Here is a 17,593-nt window from a genome sequence, read left to right on the forward strand (position 1 = left end):
TCAACGAACGGACGCGGCAGGGAGCCGCGCCCTCGAAGGCAGCCACGCGCCGAGGCCGCCGTGGGGGGAATCCGCGAGGGAGCCTGCCTTTACGAAGTGAACACGTCAAGGCATTTCGCAAGAAATTCCAGTCACTTGCGCAAGACGGGAGTCCAAGTGTTCACCTCAGGAGTCCAATTCGCCCCCTTGTGGCGCGTCCGCATCAACCGCCAGGGTCCTCAGCGAGGTTCGCGCACACGCGTCGGCATACCTCGCGGCACACGCCGTGCCGCGCTTCACCCGTACGCGCAAGTCCGCACGGCCGCGGTGGCCCAGGCAGCCGCCCGTACGGAGTTCCACCCGCACACAGCCCCACCGAGGTCCACGCACGCAGCCGCCGGGCACCGTCCGCACTCCAGGAGGCCCCATGCATGACGCAAGACCCGAGCAGCACGACGACGAGAGCCGCCGCCACGGCGCCCCGGACGGCACGGAGCCGGCCGCGCCCGACGGCGACGGGCCGAGCCGCCGGTCGGTCCTGCGGACCGCGGGCACGGCCGGCGCCGGTCTCGGGCTCGCCGGGCTGGGCGCGTTCGGCGCGAGCGGCACGGCGGCGGCCGCACCGGCGCCCGGCGGGGCCGCCGACACCGCCGCGGCACCGAAGCGGCGCGGCAGGACCATGATCGGCGTACCGTTCGAGGGGCGCAGCACCGTACGCGTCGGCATCGTCGGCCTCGGCAACCGCGGCGGCTCCATGATCGACCTCTTCCTCGCGGTGCCGAACACACGGGTCGTGGCGGTGTGCGACCCGGTCAAGGAGAAGACCGCCAGGGCGGCGAAGAAGGTCACCGACGCCGGGCAGCCGGCGCCCGCCGTCTACGCCAAGGGCGACCGCGACTTCGAGAACCTCTGCAAGCGCGGCGACATCGACTTCGTGTACGTCGCGTCGCCCTGGGACTGGCACTTCGAGATGGCGAAGACCGCCATGCTCAACGGCAAGCACGTGGGCGTCGAGTGCCCGATCGCGCTGCGGCTGGACCAGCTGTGGGAGCTGGTCGACCTCTCGGAGTACACCCGCAAGCACTGTCTCCAGCTGGAGAACTGCTGTTACGGGCGGAACGAGATGCGGGTGCTGCGGATGGCGCACGCGGGCCTCTTCGGCGACCTGCTGCACGGCGCCGGGGCCTACAACCACGACCTGCGCGGCCTGATGTTCGACCCGGACTACTACGAGGGCCCGTGGCGGCGGCTGTGGCACACCCGGCTGCGCGGCGATCTGTACCCCAACCACGGGTTCGGGCCCGTCGCCAACTACATGGACGTCAACCGCGGCGACCGCGCCGTACGGATCTCCAGCTTCGGCACGCCCGCCCTGGGCCTGGCCGCGTACCGCAAGGAGCGCATGCCGGCGGGCGACCCGAGCTGGAAGGAGACGTACATCGAGAGCGACCGGACGATTTCCCTCGTCCAGACCGCCAAGGGCCGCGTGATCCGCCTGGAGCACGACGTGTCCACGCCGCACCCGTACAGCCGCATCAACAGCCTCGGCGGCACGAAGGGCGTCTTCGAGGACTACCCCGAGCGGATCTACATCGAGCCGGACCACAGCAACGACGAGTGGGGCGACTTCGGGGCGTACGCCGAGTGGGACCACTGGCTGTGGAAGGAGCACGCCAACCCGCCCGGTGGCCACGGCGGCATGGACTACATGCTGGTCTTCCGGCTGACCCAGTGCATGCACCTGGGCCTGGTGCCCGACTTCGACGTGTACGACGCGGCGACCTGGACCGCGCCGGTACCGCTGAGCGACCTGTCGATCAAGGCACACGGCAAGCCGCTGGAGATCCCGGACTTCACCCGCGGGGACTGGAAGAAGGCCCGGCCGGGGATGGACTCGGAGAAGCCGAAGGCGTGACGGGCGCGCGGGTGTGACGGGCGCCGAGGCGTGACCGGCACCGGGGCCCGGCGGTTCGCCGGGCCCCGCGGTGTCACTTCTCGGAGGAGCCCGGCCTGTCGGCGGCCGCGGGCGCCCGGGTGGTCGCCGCCGCCTCGGAGGTGACCGGCCTCTCGGTGGTCACGGACGTCCCGATGGCGGCGGCTGCTTCGGCGGTGGTGGCTCCGCCGGGGGCGGCTCGGTCAGCGGTGGCTCCATCGGCGGTGGCTCCGTCGGCGGTGGCGGGCCCGCCCGCACCGGCCGGCACCTCCCCGTTGAGAACCTTCTTCGCCGTGACGCGGTCCAGCGCACCCTCCCAGCGGGAGACCGCGAAGACCGCGACGCAGTTGCCGAGCAGGTTGGTCGCCACCCGCATCGAGTCCATGATCCGGTCGACGCCGAGCAGCAGCGCCACCGCGGCGGCGGGGATGACGCCCAGCGCGGACGCGGTCGCCGACAGCGCCAGGAACGCCGAACCGGGCACGCCCGCCATGCCCTTGCTGGTCAGCATCAGTACCAGCACGACGGTGATTTGCTGACCTATCGACAGATCGACCCCGACGGCCTGCGCGATGAAGAGGGTGCCGATGGAGAGGTAGATCGACGCACCGTCGAGGTTGAAGGAGTAGCCGGTCGGCAGGACCAGGCCCACCGCGTCGTCCCGGCAGCCCGCGGCCCGCAGCTTCTGCATCATCCGCGGCATCACCGTCTCGCTGGACCCCGTACCGAGGGCCAGCAGCAGCTCCTCACGGGTGTAGCGGACGAACTTCCACAGGCTGAGTCCCGTGACGGCCTTGAGCGCGAGCCCCAGCAGGACGAGGAAGGCGAGCGCGACGCCGTAGCAGACCGCGATCAGCTTCGCGTACGTCGTCATCGCGCCGAGGCCGTACTCGCCCACGAGGTGAGCGGTGGCCCCGAAGACGGCGAGCGGCGCGAGACGCATGATGTAGCCGACGATCGTGAAGACGACGTCCTGCGCCTGCTCGATGAACGGCAGGATCTGCGGCACCTTCGTCTGGCCGAGGTGCAGCAGCGCCGCGCCCACCAGGCAGGACAGGACGAGGACCTGGAGCAGCGAGTTGTCCGCGAACGCCCCGACCGCGCTGTCGGGCAGCGATTCGAGGACGAACTGCGCGGTGGACGGCAGGTGCCCGCCGCCGGTCTTCTCGTCGACGGCGCTCTGGTCGAGCGAGGACGGGTCGACGTGCATGCCCGCACCGGGCGCGAAGACATTGCCCGCGAGCAGCCCGACGACGAGCGCGACGGTGGTCGCCACCTCGAACCAGATCAGCGCCTTGAGGCCGATCCGGCCGAAGGCCTTGAGGTCGCCGGCCTTGGTGATGCCGGCGACGACGACACAGAACACGAGCGGGGCGATCATCGCCTTGATGAGGCGGACGAAGCCGTCGCCGAGCGGCTTGACGGCCGAGCCGAACTCCGGCCACAGCCGTCCGACGAGGACTCCGAGGAACAGGGCTACGAGGACCTGCGTGAACAGACTGGTGCGCAGCATGCGGCCTGCCCGGCGAGCGAGCGATCCGGTGGCGAGCGGCACGGGCTCTCCCTTGGACGGATTTTGGGATACGGAAAAGGACTTCCGCGGTCCGCCACTATGGCTGAGCCCTATGCCTCAGAGAAGAGTCCGGTGTTACATCGAAGAAAATCTTGGAGCTATCTCCAAGTAACCGCTGGTACACGCCCCCGCCACCGTGCCGTGACGGGCCCGCACCGGGTGGCGCCACGGGCCGTGCGCCCGTGGTACCAGGCGTTATCCGGTGCCATCCGCTCTCATCGGGGTGTCATCGGTGTCATGCGGTGTCATGCCGTGCCACCCGACGTCATCCGATTCATCCGGTGACTCAGGTCTTCAGATCGGCCTTGTCCCCCATGACCACGACGGGGTGCTGCGCGGGGTCGAGCGTGCGCAGCAGGTACCGCATGCCGGACTTGGGGATGCTCACGCAACCGGACGTACCGCTCCCGTGGTCCATGTGCAGCCAGATGCTGCCGCCCTTGGACCGGCCCTCGGGCCGGGCCGGGTCCAGCGGCGAGACGCCCTTGGCGCGGTTGTAGTCGATGGCGATGACGTAGTCGAAGTCGTGCCGGGTCTTCTTGGCCCAGTACGAGGGCGGGGTGAAGGCCGCGGTCGCGGTGTACGGCAGCTTCGCGCCCGGGTCGGGCAGCACACCGCCCGCGTCGGACAGCGAGTACACCCCCACCGGGCTGCGCTTGTCTCCTTCGTGATGATCCAGGGTCCAGCCGCGCTTGCCGTTGTGCCCCTGCCAGCTCCGGTCGCGGTTCCAGGTGCTCCCACCGCTGCCGTTCGTGTCCGAGCCGCTCTTGGCTGCCTTGGCCGCCTTGGCCGCCTTGTTGTCGGCCCCGCCCTTCTCACCCTTCGTGTACAGCACGACGGTCGAGCTGGTGTCGTTCCTGCCGTCCCCGTACACCGCGATCACCTGCCGGGAATCGGCCGGGATCCGGGACTGCAGCCGCTCCCCCACCCCGGGGATGCGCGTCAGTCCGGTGGCAGGCGTGGCACTCGGATGCCCCGCCCGCCCGGCGGCCTTCTCACCCTCCTGCCCCGATCCGCCGCAGCCTGCGACCAGCACGATTCCCGCGGCGGCCAGCGCTGCCGTCCGTATCGCCGTGACCGTCCGTATCGCTGAGACCGTCCGTGCCTGCCCGGCCGTCTTACGTGTACTCCGCATGGCTCCCATCGTCGCACCGACGGCCGACTCGTGATCGGTCGAGGTGACACCGCGGACGTCGAGGGAACCCCCGCGGACGGAGGGAGCGACACCGGGGGCCGCACATCGTGGCCCGATCCGTGCGTTCCGCCAGAAAAACGATTGAAATTCGCGGCCATTCCACGCCAACCTTCCATGGCTCCGCCCTGCTCCTGTCGCGGGCGCAAGCGGCAGCGAGTGGCACAGCCCTGCCCTGCTCCGCTGCGCCCACCGCGCCGGCGGGAGCGCCCGGCCCGCTCTCCTGCCGGACCTCCGCGCCCGGCACCTGACCCGACGACACGCTTGGACGTCATGCAGATTCGCGATCTACCGCATCCCGACCCGGGTGTCCCCGACGTCCGTACCGGCGGCCGCTTCCTGGTCTGGCTCTACCGCCGGCAACTGGGCGGCCAGCTCAAGGCCTTGGCCTGGGGGCTGGTGCACACCGGCGCCGTGGCCTCCTTCCCGCTGCCGGTGGGCATCGCCGTACAGGCCGTCGCCGACCGCTCCGGCGCCCGGCTCGCCCTCGCGGGCGGGCTGATGGTGCTGCTGGGTGTGCTGGTCTCGGTCGGCGACACGATGCTGCACCGCGCCGCCGTCACCAACTGGGTCACCGCCGTTGCCCGCGTCCAGCAGCTGCTCGCCCGCAAGACCGCGGAGCTGGGCTCGGCCCTGACCCGGCGGGTCGCGGCCGGCGAAGTGGTCGCGGTCAGCACCGGTGACCTGGAGAAGATCGGATGGTTCGTGGAGGCCATCTCCCGCTTCTCGGCCGCCGCGCTCACCTCCGTCGGCGTATGTGTGGCGCTGGTGCTCTACCAGCCCACCCTGGGCGTCGTCGTCGCGGTCGGGGTACCCGTGGTGGCGCTCGCCGTGCTGCCGCTGCTGCCCCGCGCGACGCGACGCGCCGACGAACAGCGCGAGAAGGCCGGGCACGCCACGGAACTGGCCTCCGACACCGTCGCGGGCCTTCGTGTGCTGCGCGGCATCGGCGGCGAGGAACTCTTCCTCGGCCGCTACCGCACCGCCTCCCAGGACGTCCGCAGGGCCGCCGTGCGCAGTGCCCGGATGTGGTCGCTCATCTCGGCCGTCCAGGTCGCGCTCCCGGGACTGCTGCTGATCGCGGTCGTCTGGTACGGCGCGCGGCTGGCCCTGGACGGCCGTATCGAGGTCGGCGCGCTGGTCACGATGTACAGCGCGGTCACCTTCCTGCTCTATCCCTTGCAGCACTTCGAGGAGATCGCGCAGGCATACTCCTTCTCCCGGCCGTCCGCGAAGCGGGCCGCCCGCGTTCTGGCGCTCAGCCGCCCGGTCGACGGCCGCGTCACCGACCACGCCCCGCTCGACGGCGACCTTTACGACCCGGCCACCGGCCTGCTGGCCCCGGCAGGCCACCTCACGGCGGTGGTCTGCGGCGACCCGGACGCAGCGGGCCGGCTCGCAGAACGCCTGGGCGGCCACCCGGCGAGCGCTTTGGACGAGGCCGTCCTTGACGAGACGGAGGAGGTCGACAGGGTCGGTGAGGCGATGCCTGCTGGTAAGGCGATGTCGGCCGGTGAGGACGGCGCGGCCGTGACGACCGGTGAGACGATGCCGGCCGGTGAGACGATGCCGGCCGGTGAGGGCGGCGCGGCCACGAAGACCGGTGAGGCGATGCCCGCTGGTGAGGACGGTGCGGCCGTGACGACCGGTGAGGCAGTGCAGGGCGCCGACGCCGGCGGCACGGTGCAGGAAGGCTCTCGCGCCCGGGCGGCCGAGCATGCGCAGGAGAAGCATGCGCAGGAGACCGTGTCCACGGAGGCGGAATCGGCATCCCCGGAGGCGGATTCGGCAGCGGAGGGCGTGACCTCGTGTACGGGCCCGGCGGACGAGCCCGGGTCCACGCGCGGCGCGCTGCCCTCCGCCGAGCCGCGACTCCCCTCCGTCGAACTGGGCGGCACCGCCCTGGACGACGTACCGCGCGACGCCGCCCGGCAGGCCGTGCTGGTCCAGGACAAGGACCCGGTGCTGCTGTCGGGGACGCTGCGGGAACTCTTCGACGTACCGTCGTCCGGCGCCGTCACCGCGCGGCAGGCCCTGGCCGCCGCACAGTGCGACGACGTACTGGCGGCGCTCGCCCAGGCCGGCACCGACGGGTCGGACGACCCGATGCGCAGCCGCATCACCGAACGCGGCCGTTCCCTCTCCGGTGGCCAGCGCCAGCGGCTCGCGCTGGCCCGGTCGCTGCTCACCGATCCGGAGGTGCTGGTGCTCGACGAGCCGACCAGCGCCGTCGACTCGCACACCGAGGCACGGATCGCCGACGGCCTGCGCGTCCTGCGCAAGGGCCGGACGACGGTCGTCCTCACCTCCAGCCCTCTGGTGCTGGACCGCGCGGACCGAGTGGTGTTCCTGCCCGAGGGCAAGGTCACCGCCGTCGGCCCGCACCGCGAACTCCTGCGCACCACACCGGCCTACCACGCGGTCGTCACCCGCGAGACCGACGAGGAACGCGCCCGCACGGGGGCCGCGACCGGCGGCCGCACGGAGACCGCCGACTCCTCGGAGTCCGCCGGCCGCACGGGGGCCGTGGACCGCACGGGGACCGTCGACCGCTCGGAGGCTGCCGACCGCACGGGGGCCATCGACCGGGCAGGGGCCGTCGACCGCACGGATGACGGCTCCGAGGAGCTTCTGGACGACGGTTCCGAGGAATTCCCGCATGGCGGTCCCGCGGAACTCCCGGATGGCAGTCCTGCGGAACTCCCGGGCGGCGGTCCCTCGGAACTCCTGCGGGAGACGGACGGATCCACCGGATCCACCCCTTCGCGCGCCCGGGTGGGCGCGCTCGAATCGATCGAGGAGACGGCATGATCGGCCTGGCGCCGCCGGAGCACGATCCGGAAGCCGCACGTACGACGACCATCCTCCCCGTCGGCTCCCCCGCGACCGTACGCAGCTACGTCGCGGGGCTGATCCGCCGTCACCGCAAGGCATTCATCCTCCTCGTCACCGTCAACGCCATCGCCGTCACCGCCTCGATGGTCGGCCCGTATCTCCTCGGCGGCCTTGTGGAGGACCTCTCCGACGGCGTGCGCGACATCCATCTGGAGCTCACCGTCGGCCTGTTCGCGATCGCCCTGGTCATCCAGACCTTCTTCGTACGGATGGTCCGGCTGCGCGGCGCGATGCTCGGCGAGCGGATGCTGGCGGACCTGCGCGAGGACTTCCTCGTACGGTCCGTCGGACTGCCGCCCGGCGTGCTGGAGCGGGCCGGCACCGGAGACCTGCTCTCCCGCATCACGACGGACATCGACCGGCTGGCCAACGCGATGCGGGAGGCCGTGCCGCAGCTGTCCATCGGCGTCGTCTGGATCGGCCTGCTGGTCGGGGCGCTCGGCCTGACCGCACCACCGCTCGCCCTGTCCGTACTGGTCCCGCTGCCCCTGCTGATCGTCGGGTGCCGCTGGTACTTCAAACGGGCGCCGAGCGCTTATCGTTCCGAGGCCGCCGGATACGCCGCGGTGTCCGCCGCGCTCACCGAGACAGTCGACGCGGGGCGCACCATCGAGGCGCACCGGCTCGGCGACCGCCGCACCCGGCTGTCGGAGCGGCGCATCCGCGAGTGGACCCAGTGGGAGCGGTACACGCTCTACCTCCGCTCGGTCCTCTTCCCGGTGATCAACGGCACCCACACCCTGAACCTCGGTTCCGTGCTGATGCTCGGCGGCGCCTTCGTCTTCCAGGGCTGGATGACGATCGGCCAGCTGACCACGGGCGCACTGCTGTCCCAGATGATGATCGAGCCGATCGGCATGATCCTGCGCTGGTACGACGAACTCCAGGTGGCCCAGGTGTCGATCGCCCGGCTCGTCGGGGTGCGGGAGATCGAACCCGAGGCCGCGGACGAACGGATCGCCCCGGACGGCCGGCACGTCCGCGCCGACGGTGTCCGCTTCGGCTACCGCGCCGACGTGGACGTCCTGCACGACGTGTCGCTGCAGGTACGGCCCGGCAGCCGCGTGGCGCTCGTCGGCCCCTCGGGCGCGGGCAAGTCCACACTCGGCCGGCTCCTCGCCGGCATCTACACGCCCCGCAAGGGCGAGGTCACCCTCGGCGGTGCCGCACTGTCCCGGATGCCCGCCGAGCGGGTACGAGCCCATGTGGCACTGGTCAACCAGGAGCACCACGTCTTCGTGGGCTCGCTGCGCGACAACCTGCTGCTGGCCCGCACGGGCGCGGACGACACCGACCTGTGGTCGGCACTGGCCGCGGTCGACGCGGACAACTGGGCGAGGGGGCTGGAGAAGGGGCTGGACACGGAGGTCGGCTCCGGCGGCCACGCGCTGACCCCGGCGCAGGCCCAGCAGATCGCCCTGGCCAGGCTGGTCCTGGCGGACCCGCACACGCTGGTCCTGGACGAGGCCACCTCGCTCCTCGACCCGCGGGCCGCCCGCCACCTGGAGCGCTCGCTCGGCAAGGTGCTGGACGGCCGAACGGTCGTCGCCATCGCCCACCGGTTGCACACGGCCCACGACGCGGACGTCATCGCTGTCGTCGAAGCCGGCCGCATCACCGAACTCGGCACCCACGACGAACTCGTCTCCGCCAACGGCCCGTACGCCGCCCTCTGGCGCTCCTGGCACGCGTAACCCGACACCCGCGCTCACCGGCTCAGCACGACCCGGTCTTGAACAGCCCGGGCCCGAACGCCCTGGGGCCGGACGGCCCGGGCGGGAAAGCGCTGGGGCCGGACGGCCCGGGCGGGAAAGCGCTGGGGCCGGACGGCCCGGGTGGGAAGGCGCTGGGGCCGGACGGCCCGGGCCCGGACGGCAGCCGGGGAACGCGGCGGACCCGAACCGCGGAGGGAACTCGGGCAACGCGGCGGACCGGGACCGCCGAGGGGATTCCGGAAGCCCGCCCCGCCAGGACTGCCGAAGAGGTCCGGGGAGCGTGGCGAACCCGAACCGCGGAGGGAACTCGGGTAGCACGGCGGACCGGGACCGCCCAGGGGACTCGGCCGGGCCGTCTTCCCGGCCCGGGCATGTATGCGCGCCGTCTGGGACGGGCCGAGCTTCGGCACCCGGGGTCCGGCTCAGCCCGGTCCCCGGGCTTGGCCGGCCGTCCGGGTGCGGCCCGCCCCGTGGGCGTGGCCCCTGCTCAGGGCGTGGTCCGTCCCCGGAGGGCGGCCCGCATACCGGGAGCGTCCCGCTCTCGGGGCGTGTCCCCTCAAGGAGCGGAGCCCCGGCTTCGGCCACGCCGCCGCGAGAGGACGGTCGCCACGGGGAGCAGGGCCCGTCCGCATCGGACCGGTACGGCGCCCCGCGTGCCGCGCCTCCCCGCTCTTGATCGTTACGGGATGCGCTCGGCGGAGCGCCCGCACCCGCGGCACGGGCTCCGCCTGCCCGCTCACGCGGGCCATCGGTACATAGCGGCCGAGGGGCTACAGGAAGCCGAGGGCCGTCAGACCGCCTATCCCGCCGAGGAGGGTGAAGATCGGCATCAGGACCTTCAGCTCCACCCAGCTGCCGGCACGGAAGCGCATACCCTTGGGCGGGCCCACCGGGTACCAGCGCTTGCGGCCTATCGGGATGGGCCACATGATCGGGCAGCCCGAGACGGTCAGCGCGTCCCCGATGTCGTGCACCAGCGCACCCAGCACGATCGGCAGGCCCAGCCACAGGTACGCCTGGTTCGGCTCGGTGAACAGCCAGTGCGAACCGTTCCCCGGCTGGTCCAGCACCCCGGCGAGAATCCACGCCGTGGCCGCGCCCAGCAGCCACACCAGCACATCGCTGGAGACCCGCGCCGCCCGCCACAGCAGCCCTTCGATGGCGAGCACCATGTGCACGAAGAGGATGCCGAGCACCGCCCAGCGGCCGCCCTGCACCGCCAGTACCGACATACCGGCCCCGACGAGCACCGCCCACAGCCAGGTATGGGTCAAGGTGCGGTGACCACCGGACCGGCGGGCGTCCCCCTTCATCCGAGTGGCTTTGTAGACGGCGTGCGAGATGTTGTCGACGACCTCGCACAGCCCCCGCGACAGCGGGCCGAAGGCACGGGAGATCGTGGCCGCCTTGTGGTCCAGGTCGGGGGCGAGGGCCGCACCGGCACAGATCAGCGCGCCGACGACGACCACCGGCCAGGGCATCGGGTGCCCCAGGGCACCGGCCGCCGCGCCCACCCCCAGCCAGGCCGCGGCCCCGGACAGCGAGTGCGCCGGTCCCATCATGGTTGTTCCCCACCCCTTGTCGTTTTTGTTCTTGCGCCGATGCTCCCCGGCCTCGCGCCGCCGGCACTGGGCGTCGCGGAGCTGACGCGCGGTCGGCGACACAGCGTAGCGTCAGATGATCACTGTAGGACCCGCCGGTTCCCGCTTCCGGGGTCGGGGAAGGCAGTATGGGGGCGTGACCCTCATCGATCATCTCCCGAACGACGCCGACCCCGATGCCCTCTTCGAAGCCTTTTCGACCTGGGCCGAAGAGCAGGGCATCTCGCTCTACCCTGCCCAGGAGGAGGCACTGATCGAGGTGGTCTCGGGGGCGAACGTCATCCTGTCCACCCCCACCGGCTCCGGTAAGAGCCTGGTCGCGGCGGGCGCGCACTTCACCGCCCTGGCCAACGACCAGGTCACCTTCTATACCGCCCCCATCAAGGCACTGGTCTCGGAGAAGTTCTTCGACCTGTGCAAGCTCTTCGGCACCGAGAACGTCGGGATGCTCACCGGCGACGCCTCCGTGAACGCCGACGCCCCCGTGATCTGCTGCACCGCCGAGGTGCTCGCCTCGATCGCGCTGCGGGACGGCAAGGACGCCGACATCGGCCAGGTCGTCATGGACGAGTTCCACTTCTACGCCGAGCCGGATCGCGGCTGGGCCTGGCAGATCCCGCTGCTGGAACTGCCGCAGGCGCAGTTCGTCCTGATGTCGGCGACGCTCGGTGACGTCGCGATGTTCGAGAAGGACCTGACGCGGCGCACCGGCAAGCCGACCTCGGTCGTACGGTCCGCGACACGGCCCGTTCCGCTGTCGTACGAGTACCGCTCGACGCCGATGACGGAGACGCTGACCGAGCTTCTCGAGACGCACCAGGCTCCGGTCTACATCGTGCACTTCACACAGGCCGCGGCCGTGGAGCGGGCGCAGGCCCTGATGAGCATCAATATGTGCACCCGGGCCGAGAAGGACGAGATTGCCAAGCTGATCGGCAATTTCCGTTTCACCACCAAGTTCGGGCAGAACCTCTCGCGGTACGTGCGTCACGGAATCGGCGTGCACCACGCCGGCATGCTGCCGAAGTACCGACGGCTGGTGGAGAAGCTGGCCCAGGCCGGCCTGCTGAAGGTGATCTGCGGGACGGACACCCTCGGTGTGGGGGTCAACGTACCGATTCGCACCGTGCTGTTCACCGCACTCACGAAGTACGACGGGACCCGGGTGCGCACCCTGCGGGCCCGTGAGTTCCACCAGATCGCAGGGCGGGCCGGGCGGGCCGGCTTCGACACCGCCGGCTTCGTCGTCGCGCAGGCGCCCGAGCATGTCATCGAGAACGAGAAGGCGCTCGCGAAGGCCGGGGACGATCCGAAGAAGCGCCGCAAGGTCGTGCGGAAGAAGGCGCCCGAGGGGTTCATCAACTGGGGACAGAACACCTTCGAGAAGCTGATCGCCGCCGAGCCGGAGCCGCTGACCTCCCGCTTCCGCGTCACCCACGCGATGCTGCTCTCCGTGATCGCCCGGCCCGGCAACGCCTTCGAGGCCATGCGCCGGCTGCTGGAGGACAACCACGAGTCGCGCAAGAACCAGCTGCGGCACATCCGGCGGGCCATCGCCATCTACCGCTCCCTGCTGGACGGCGGGATCGTGGAGCGCCTGGACGAGCCGGACGCCGAGGGCCGGATCGTGCGGCTCACCGTCGACCTGCAGCAGGACTTCGCGCTCAACCAGCCGCTGTCCACCTTCGCGCTGGCCGCCTTCGACCTGCTCGACCCCGAGTCGCCCTCCTACGCGCTGGACATGGTCTCGGTCGTGGAGTCCACCCTGGACGACCCCCGGCAGATCCTGGCCGCGCAGCAGAACAAGGCCAAGGGCGAGGCGGTCGCCCAGATGAAGGCCGACGGCGTCGAGTACGAGGACCGCATGGAGCGCCTCATGGACGTCGAGTACCCCAAGCCGCTGGAGGAGTTGCTCTCCCACGCCTACGGCCTCTACCGGCGCAGCCACCCCTGGGTCGGCGACCACCCGCTGTCGCCCAAGTCGGTCATCCGCGACATGTACGAGCGGGCCATGACCTTCACGGAGTTCGTCTCCTACTACGAGCTCGCCCGCACCGAGGGCATCGTGCTGCGCTACCTCGCCAGCGCGTACAAGGCGCTCGACCACACCGTGCCCGACGACCTGAAGTCCGAGGACTTCGAGGACATCATCGCCTGGCTCGGCGAAATGGTCCGCCAGGTCGACTCCAGCCTCCTGGACGAGTGGGAACAGCTCGCCAACCCGGAGGAGGAGACGGCCGAGGAGGCCATGGAGCACGCCGACGAGGTCAAGCCGGTCACCAAGAACGTGCGGGCCTTCCGGGTGCTCGTCCGCAACGCGATGTTCCGGCGGGTGGAGCTCGCGGCTCTGGACAAGGTCGAGGAGCTGGGCGAGATGGACGCCGACTCCGGGTGGGACGAGGACGCCTGGGCGGACGCGATGGACGCCTACTGGGACGAGTACGAGGACCTGGGCACCGGCCCGGACGCCCGGGGCCCCAAGCTCCTGCAGATCGAGGAGGACGAGGAGCACGGCCTGTGGCGCGTGCGCCAGACGTTCGCCGACCCGAACGGCGACCACGACTGGGGCATCTCCGCCGAGGTGGACCTCGCCGCGTCCGACGAAGAGGGCCGCGCGGTCGTGCGGGTCACCTCCGTGGGCCAGCTCTGACCACAATGACCTGCCCGGCCCCGGTCGTGGGCGTTCGCCCACGACCGGCCGGCGGCCACCGCACCGATCCGACCGAAGGCCTCTGCTCCGACCGCTCCCCGACTCCGATGAAGGGCACCCGTAGATGACCAGTCCGGCAGAAAAGCTGGTGGACCTGCTCGATCTTGAACAGATCGAGGTGAACATCTTCCGCGGGCGCAGCCCCCAGGAATCCCTGCAGCGCGTCTTCGGCGGCCAGGTCGCCGGGCAGGCGCTGGTGGCCGCCGGGCGGACCACGGAAGGCGACCGCCCCGTGCACTCGCTGCACGCGTACTTCCTGCGGCCGGGTCGGCCAGGGGTGCCCATCGTGTACCAGGTGGAGCGGGTGCGGGACGGGCGTTCCTTCACCACGCGCCGGGTCGTGGCCGTCCAGCAGGGGCGCACGATCTTCAATCTGACCGCCTCCTTTCACAAGCCCGAACCGGGGTTCGAGCATCAGCTTCCGATCGGCCGAGTGGTGCCACCCCCCGAGGAGCTGCCCACTGTCGCCGAAGAGGTCCGCGAGCACCTGGGCGGACTGCCCGAGGCGCTGGAACGCATGGCCCGCCGCCAGCCCTTCGACATCCGCTACGTCGACCGGCTGCGGTGGCGGCCGGCGGAGATCGAGGGGGCGGAGCCGCGCAGCGCCGTGTGGATGCGGGCGGTCGGGCCGCTGGGTGACGACCCGCTCGTCCACACCTGCGCGCTGACCTACGCCAGCGACATGACACTGCTGGATGCCGTGCGCATCCCCATCGAACCGCTGTGGGGCCCGCGCGGTTTCGACATGGCCTCCCTCGACCATGCGATGTGGTTCCACCGGCCGTTCCGTGCCGATGAGTGGTTCCTCTACGACCAGGAGTCGCCCATCGCGACGGGCGCCCGGGGCCTGGCCCGCGGCCGGATCTACGACCGCGAGGGCAGGCTGCTCGTCTCCGTGGTCCAGGAAGGACTCTTCCGGAAGCTGGGCGACTGAACCCGGGCCCGGCCCGAAGAGGCGCGAGCGCGGCGGGCCAGGAAGGCGCCGTGCCGCGCGGGACCGCCTCCGGTGACCGCCGCCCTGGGGCGGGTGCCGGCCGGGGATTGAGCGCCGGGGCCCGTTCGGGCCCGGATGAGGCGGGCCCGGGGCGAAGGCACGGTGGCGGGAGCCGGCAGCCCCCGGACATCGCCCTTCAATTCGGAGGTCGGACCCCTGTCCTTTACAGGGGTCCTGGCCCCTCCGGAGTCCTGGGCCTCGACGGCTTTACCGGTCTCGGTGGGTTCATCGACGTGTACCTCACCACCACTCCCGGTCCCCGCGTCGGACGGCGGCACCGCCGCGGAGGGGGGCAGGGCCGGGGCCGGATGTTCCCGGCGGGCTGCGTCGAGCTGCCGGGAGAGGCTGATGCGGTACCACATCACCTCGTCGAACTCCTCCGCTGTCTCGGCCCGTTCGACGGCCGCACGGGTGCGGGTCGTGTTCGCACCCGCGGACGAGAGGCAAGGCCTGAGCTTGCGCAGCCAGACCCGCTCGGCCGGGTCGCGTACGAGTGCCGCCAGCTCCTCCGGCGGCAGCACTGCGGCGATCACCGCCGACACCGCCCAGGACCCGTCTGCGTCCGTCACGAGTTGCGCCACACGCCGGCTCCGCCACAGCCTGCCCCGCCAGTCCTGGCCGGAGCAGAGCAGCGCCCGCATGGGCGGCGGCGTGGGGCCATGGATGAGGCTGCATTCCCTGCCGGCGAAGGCCGACAGCTCGGCTGCCAGGTACTGCCACACGATCGCGCCGTAGCGGTTCACATAAAAGCGGACAGGGCCGAAGCATCCCGCCCTGGCCAAGCGGAGGAACCTGCCGGGAGCGATGCCCATCAGCGCGGCGCCCTCCGTCGCGCCGACGACCCGGATCCGCTCACGCAGGGTGTCGGGGAATCCCTTTTCTTCCTGCAGCCGCTCGATCTCCGCCGCCGGCACCCGCCGTCGGCCGGACGCGTCGCCCGGCCCCGGCGGTACCGTACCTACCTCGTCGAGCTGCACGGCGAGGTCGAACTCGCCGGTTTTCAACCCCAGTTCCCGGGCCGCCCGCCCCATCGCGAGCGTTTCCGAGCCCTCATACCTCACGGTCATGTCACTTCTCCCCCGCTACAGTCCAATTACTGACAGTCACGACTGTAGCCGCGAGGTGTGACAGCGGGTCAACCCCCGCCTCAGACCTGTGGATAACTTTCCGGCTGCCGCGCCGCCACGGCGAGATGTTCACCGACCCGGTTGACCAACAGCGTCATTTCGTACGCGATCTGCCCCAGGTCGGATTCGGCCTCGGACAGCACGCACAGGCAACTGCCGTCACCCGCCGCCGTCACGAACAGCACTCCGTCGTCGAATTCGACCATGGTCTGCCGCACCCGGCCCGCCCGGAACTGCTGCCCTGACCCCTTGGCCAGGCTGTGCAGCCCGGAAGCGACTGCCGCCAGATGTTCGGCGTCCTCCCGTGCCAGTCCCTCGCTCGCCCCCGTGACCAAGCCGTCGTTGGAGAGCACGAGTGCGTGCCGCACCTGATCGACGCGTCGTGTCAGGTCGTCCAGCAGCCAGTCCAGTCCGCTGCTCAGTGCCATTCCCGCTTCCTCCCCGTAACACCGTGCTACCTACTGGGCTGCGGCACCACCTGTCGCGCGCCGCTGTGTCAGCCTCGCTCACCTCTGCCGTCTCGGCAAGCGGCCCGGACACGTCGACGCGCGTCCTCCTGCCGCTCACGGGCCGGATACCGCAGGATGAGCCCATGGCGCGAAAGATGACCAAGGACGAGTGGCAGGCGTTCGTCTCCGCCGGTACCCGCACGGGCAAGCTGGCGACCGTACGAGCCGACGGGAGGCCGCACGTCGCCCCCGTGTGGTTCCTGCTGGACGGCGACGACGTGGTGTTCAATACCGGCGCGAAGACCGTGAAGGGACAGAACCTGATCCGGGACGGCCGGCTGGCCCTGTGCGTGGACGACGACCGGCCGCCGTTCGACTTCGTCGTGCTCGAGGGGCGAGCGCGCGTGAGCGAGGAGCTGTCGGAGGTACGTGCCTGGGCGGCACGGATCGCCGCGCGTTACATGGGCGAGGACCGTGCCGAGGAGTACGGGGCACGCAACGGCGTGGCCGGGGAGCTGCTGGTGCGGGTCCAGGTCGACAAAGCGGTGGCGCTGGCGGAGATCGCGGACTGAGCCCGGCCGGCCCCTGGCAGCGCCTACGGCCGGCTCGCCGTGTCGAGCATGCGGGCCGTGTGCATCCGCCCCGCGTGCTCGACCAGCCGGATGAGGACTTCCTTGCCGGAGTCGCGGTCACGAGCGTCGCACAGCACCACCGGCGTAGCGCTGTCCAGGTCCAGCGCCCGTGACACGTCGTCCGCGCCGTAGTCGCGGGCGCCGGGGAAGCAGTTGACGGCCACGAGGAACGGCACCCGGCGGTTCTCGAAGTAGTCCACGGCCGGGAAGCAGTCCGCCAGTCTTCGGGTGTCGGCGAGGACCACGGCGCCCAGCGCGCCCGCGGAGAGGTCGTCCCACAGGAACCAGAAGCGGTCCTGCCCGGGCGTCCCGAAGAGGTACAGCGACAGGCCCTGCCTGATGGTGATCCGGCCGAAGTCCATCGCCACCGTGGTGGTGGCCTTGCGGTCGACACCGCGGGTGTCGTCCACCGCCTCACCCACTTCGCTGAGGTACTCCTCCGTGCGCAGCGGGCGGATTTCGCTGACCGACCCGACCAGGGTCGTCTTCCCGACTCCGAAGCCGCCCGCTATCAGGATCTTCAAGGCCATGTCGGCCTCGTCCCGCACCGTTTCGGAGTGCGCGTCCACGGGATCCATCGGTACTTGTCCTCCAGGAAGCGATGGGCGCGTCAGGAGTACGCGCGGGTGAAGGTGCTCGCGTTCATGGGTGCCGGAGCCCGGCGTGCGCCGGGACGCCCGGCTTCGGTGGACCGTTCCGGTGGACCGTCTCAGGCCCCCCGGGAGTCACACGGCAGGACCGTAACCCCTCTTGTGCCGCGGCGCGGGGTGATTCGGTGAACTGGATCACAGTC

12 protein-coding genes are annotated in these 17,593 nt (G+C 71.2%); 6 read left to right on the top strand and 6 right to left on the bottom strand.

The annotated features are described in order from the left end of the window. Positions 1-406 precede the first annotated feature (406 nt). Positions 407-1,894, top strand: coding sequence for a Gfo/Idh/MocA family protein (locus ACZ6WH_RS15100; RefSeq protein ID WP_469728669.1), 1,488 nt, complete (start codon positions 407-409; stop codon positions 1,892-1,894). A 73-nt stretch (positions 1,895-1,967) separates the two neighbouring features. Here the strand turns inward: ACZ6WH_RS15100 and ACZ6WH_RS15105 are convergent, their stop codons facing one another. Both ACZ6WH_RS15105 and ACZ6WH_RS15110 read right to left on the bottom strand, forming a co-directional pair. Further along, positions 1,968-3,425: a cation:dicarboxylate symporter family transporter gene (locus ACZ6WH_RS15105; protein WP_469728671.1), complete on the bottom strand. Its 1,458-nt coding sequence runs from the start codon at positions 3,423-3,425 to the stop codon at positions 1,968-1,970. A 346-nt stretch (positions 3,426-3,771) separates the two neighbouring features. Beyond that, positions 3,772-4,620, bottom strand: coding sequence for a hypothetical protein (locus tag ACZ6WH_RS15110; RefSeq protein WP_469728673.1), 849 nt, complete (start codon positions 4,618-4,620; stop codon positions 3,772-3,774). 330 nt (positions 4,621-4,950) lie between these two features. Here ACZ6WH_RS15110 and ACZ6WH_RS15115 point away from each other — a divergent pair, with 330 nt between their 5' ends. Together ACZ6WH_RS15115 and ACZ6WH_RS15120 are read left to right on the top strand one after the other, a co-directional pair. Further along, positions 4,951-7,488 (top strand): ABC transporter transmembrane domain-containing protein, encoded by a 2,538-nt coding sequence (locus tag ACZ6WH_RS15115; protein ID WP_469728674.1) that lies wholly within the window; start codon positions 4,951-4,953, stop codon positions 7,486-7,488. Next, positions 7,485-9,266 carry an ABC transporter ATP-binding protein gene (locus tag ACZ6WH_RS15120; RefSeq protein ID WP_469728676.1) on the top strand — a complete coding sequence of 594 codons (1,782 nt, stop codon included), beginning with the start codon at positions 7,485-7,487 and terminating at the stop codon, positions 9,264-9,266. The genes ACZ6WH_RS15115 and ACZ6WH_RS15120 overlap by 4 nt, the downstream gene beginning before the upstream one ends. A 791-nt stretch (positions 9,267-10,057) precedes the next feature. Here the strand turns inward: ACZ6WH_RS15120 and ACZ6WH_RS15125 are convergent. Next, positions 10,058-10,849: a metal-dependent hydrolase gene (locus ACZ6WH_RS15125; RefSeq protein ID WP_432860994.1), complete on the bottom strand. Its 792-nt coding sequence runs from the start codon at positions 10,847-10,849 to the stop codon at positions 10,058-10,060. Between the two features lie 175 nt (positions 10,850-11,024). On the opposite strand from ACZ6WH_RS15125, the gene ACZ6WH_RS15130 reads away from it, so the two are divergent. Beyond that, the gene (locus ACZ6WH_RS15130) at positions 11,025-13,538 is read left to right on the top strand and encodes a DEAD/DEAH box helicase (RefSeq protein WP_469728677.1); all 2,514 of its coding nucleotides are present in this window, start codon (positions 11,025-11,027) and stop codon (positions 13,536-13,538) included. 124 nt (positions 13,539-13,662) lie between these two features. Beyond that, entirely contained in the window at positions 13,663-14,532 is an 870-nt protein-coding gene (locus ACZ6WH_RS15135; protein WP_469728679.1) for an acyl-CoA thioesterase, read from the top strand. Here ACZ6WH_RS15135 and ACZ6WH_RS15140 read toward each other — a convergent pair. Then, positions 14,463-15,659, bottom strand: coding sequence for a DUF6397 family protein (locus tag ACZ6WH_RS15140; RefSeq protein WP_469728680.1), 1,197 nt, complete (start codon positions 15,657-15,659; stop codon positions 14,463-14,465). The genes ACZ6WH_RS15135 and ACZ6WH_RS15140 overlap by 70 nt on opposite strands. Positions 15,660-15,739: 80 nt before the next feature. Then, the gene (locus ACZ6WH_RS15145) at positions 15,740-16,147 is read right to left on the bottom strand and encodes a roadblock/LC7 domain-containing protein (RefSeq protein WP_361568405.1); all 408 of its coding nucleotides are present in this window, start codon (positions 16,145-16,147) and stop codon (positions 15,740-15,742) included. Between the two features lie 164 nt (positions 16,148-16,311). On the opposite strand from ACZ6WH_RS15145, the gene ACZ6WH_RS15150 reads away from it, so the two are divergent. Beyond that, complete coding sequence (locus ACZ6WH_RS15150) at positions 16,312-16,740, top strand: PPOX class F420-dependent oxidoreductase (RefSeq protein ID WP_469728683.1); 429 nt, start codon at positions 16,312-16,314, stop codon at positions 16,738-16,740. Between the two features lie 23 nt (positions 16,741-16,763). Here the strand turns inward: ACZ6WH_RS15150 and ACZ6WH_RS15155 are convergent, their stop codons facing one another. Next, entirely contained in the window at positions 16,764-17,378 is a 615-nt protein-coding gene (locus ACZ6WH_RS15155; protein WP_469728685.1) for a GTP-binding protein, read from the bottom strand. Positions 17,379-17,593: the final 215 nt, after the last annotated feature.

This window comes from Streptomyces sp. NPDC050806 (assembly GCF_055586425.1).

Bases quoted from the DNA above. Each gene is read 5' to 3' on its own strand.
- ACZ6WH_RS15100 (WP_469728669.1), top strand. From the start codon at position 407: ATGCATGACGCAAGACCCGAGCAGCACGACGACGAGAGCCGCCGCCAC.
- ACZ6WH_RS15105 (WP_469728671.1), bottom strand. From the start codon at position 3,425: ATGCTGCGCACCAGTCTGTTCACGCAGGTCCTCGTAGCCCTGTTCCTC.
- ACZ6WH_RS15110 (WP_469728673.1), bottom strand. From the start codon at position 4,620: ATGCGGAGTACACGTAAGACGGCCGGGCAGGCACGGACGGTCTCAGCG.
- ACZ6WH_RS15115 (WP_469728674.1), top strand. From the start codon at position 4,951: ATGCAGATTCGCGATCTACCGCATCCCGACCCGGGTGTCCCCGACGTC.
- ACZ6WH_RS15120 (WP_469728676.1), top strand. From the start codon at position 7,485: ATGATCGGCCTGGCGCCGCCGGAGCACGATCCGGAAGCCGCACGTACG.
- ACZ6WH_RS15125 (WP_432860994.1), bottom strand. From the start codon at position 10,849: ATGATGGGACCGGCGCACTCGCTGTCCGGGGCCGCGGCCTGGCTGGGG.
- ACZ6WH_RS15135 (WP_469728679.1), top strand. From the start codon at position 13,663: ATGACCAGTCCGGCAGAAAAGCTGGTGGACCTGCTCGATCTTGAACAG.
- ACZ6WH_RS15140 (WP_469728680.1), bottom strand. From the start codon at position 15,659: ATGACCGTGAGGTATGAGGGCTCGGAAACGCTCGCGATGGGGCGGGCG.
- ACZ6WH_RS15145 (WP_361568405.1), bottom strand. From the start codon at position 16,147: ATGGCACTGAGCAGCGGACTGGACTGGCTGCTGGACGACCTGACACGA.
- ACZ6WH_RS15150 (WP_469728683.1), top strand. From the start codon at position 16,312: ATGGCGCGAAAGATGACCAAGGACGAGTGGCAGGCGTTCGTCTCCGCC.
- ACZ6WH_RS15155 (WP_469728685.1), bottom strand. From the start codon at position 17,378: ATGGATCCCGTGGACGCGCACTCCGAAACGGTGCGGGACGAGGCCGAC.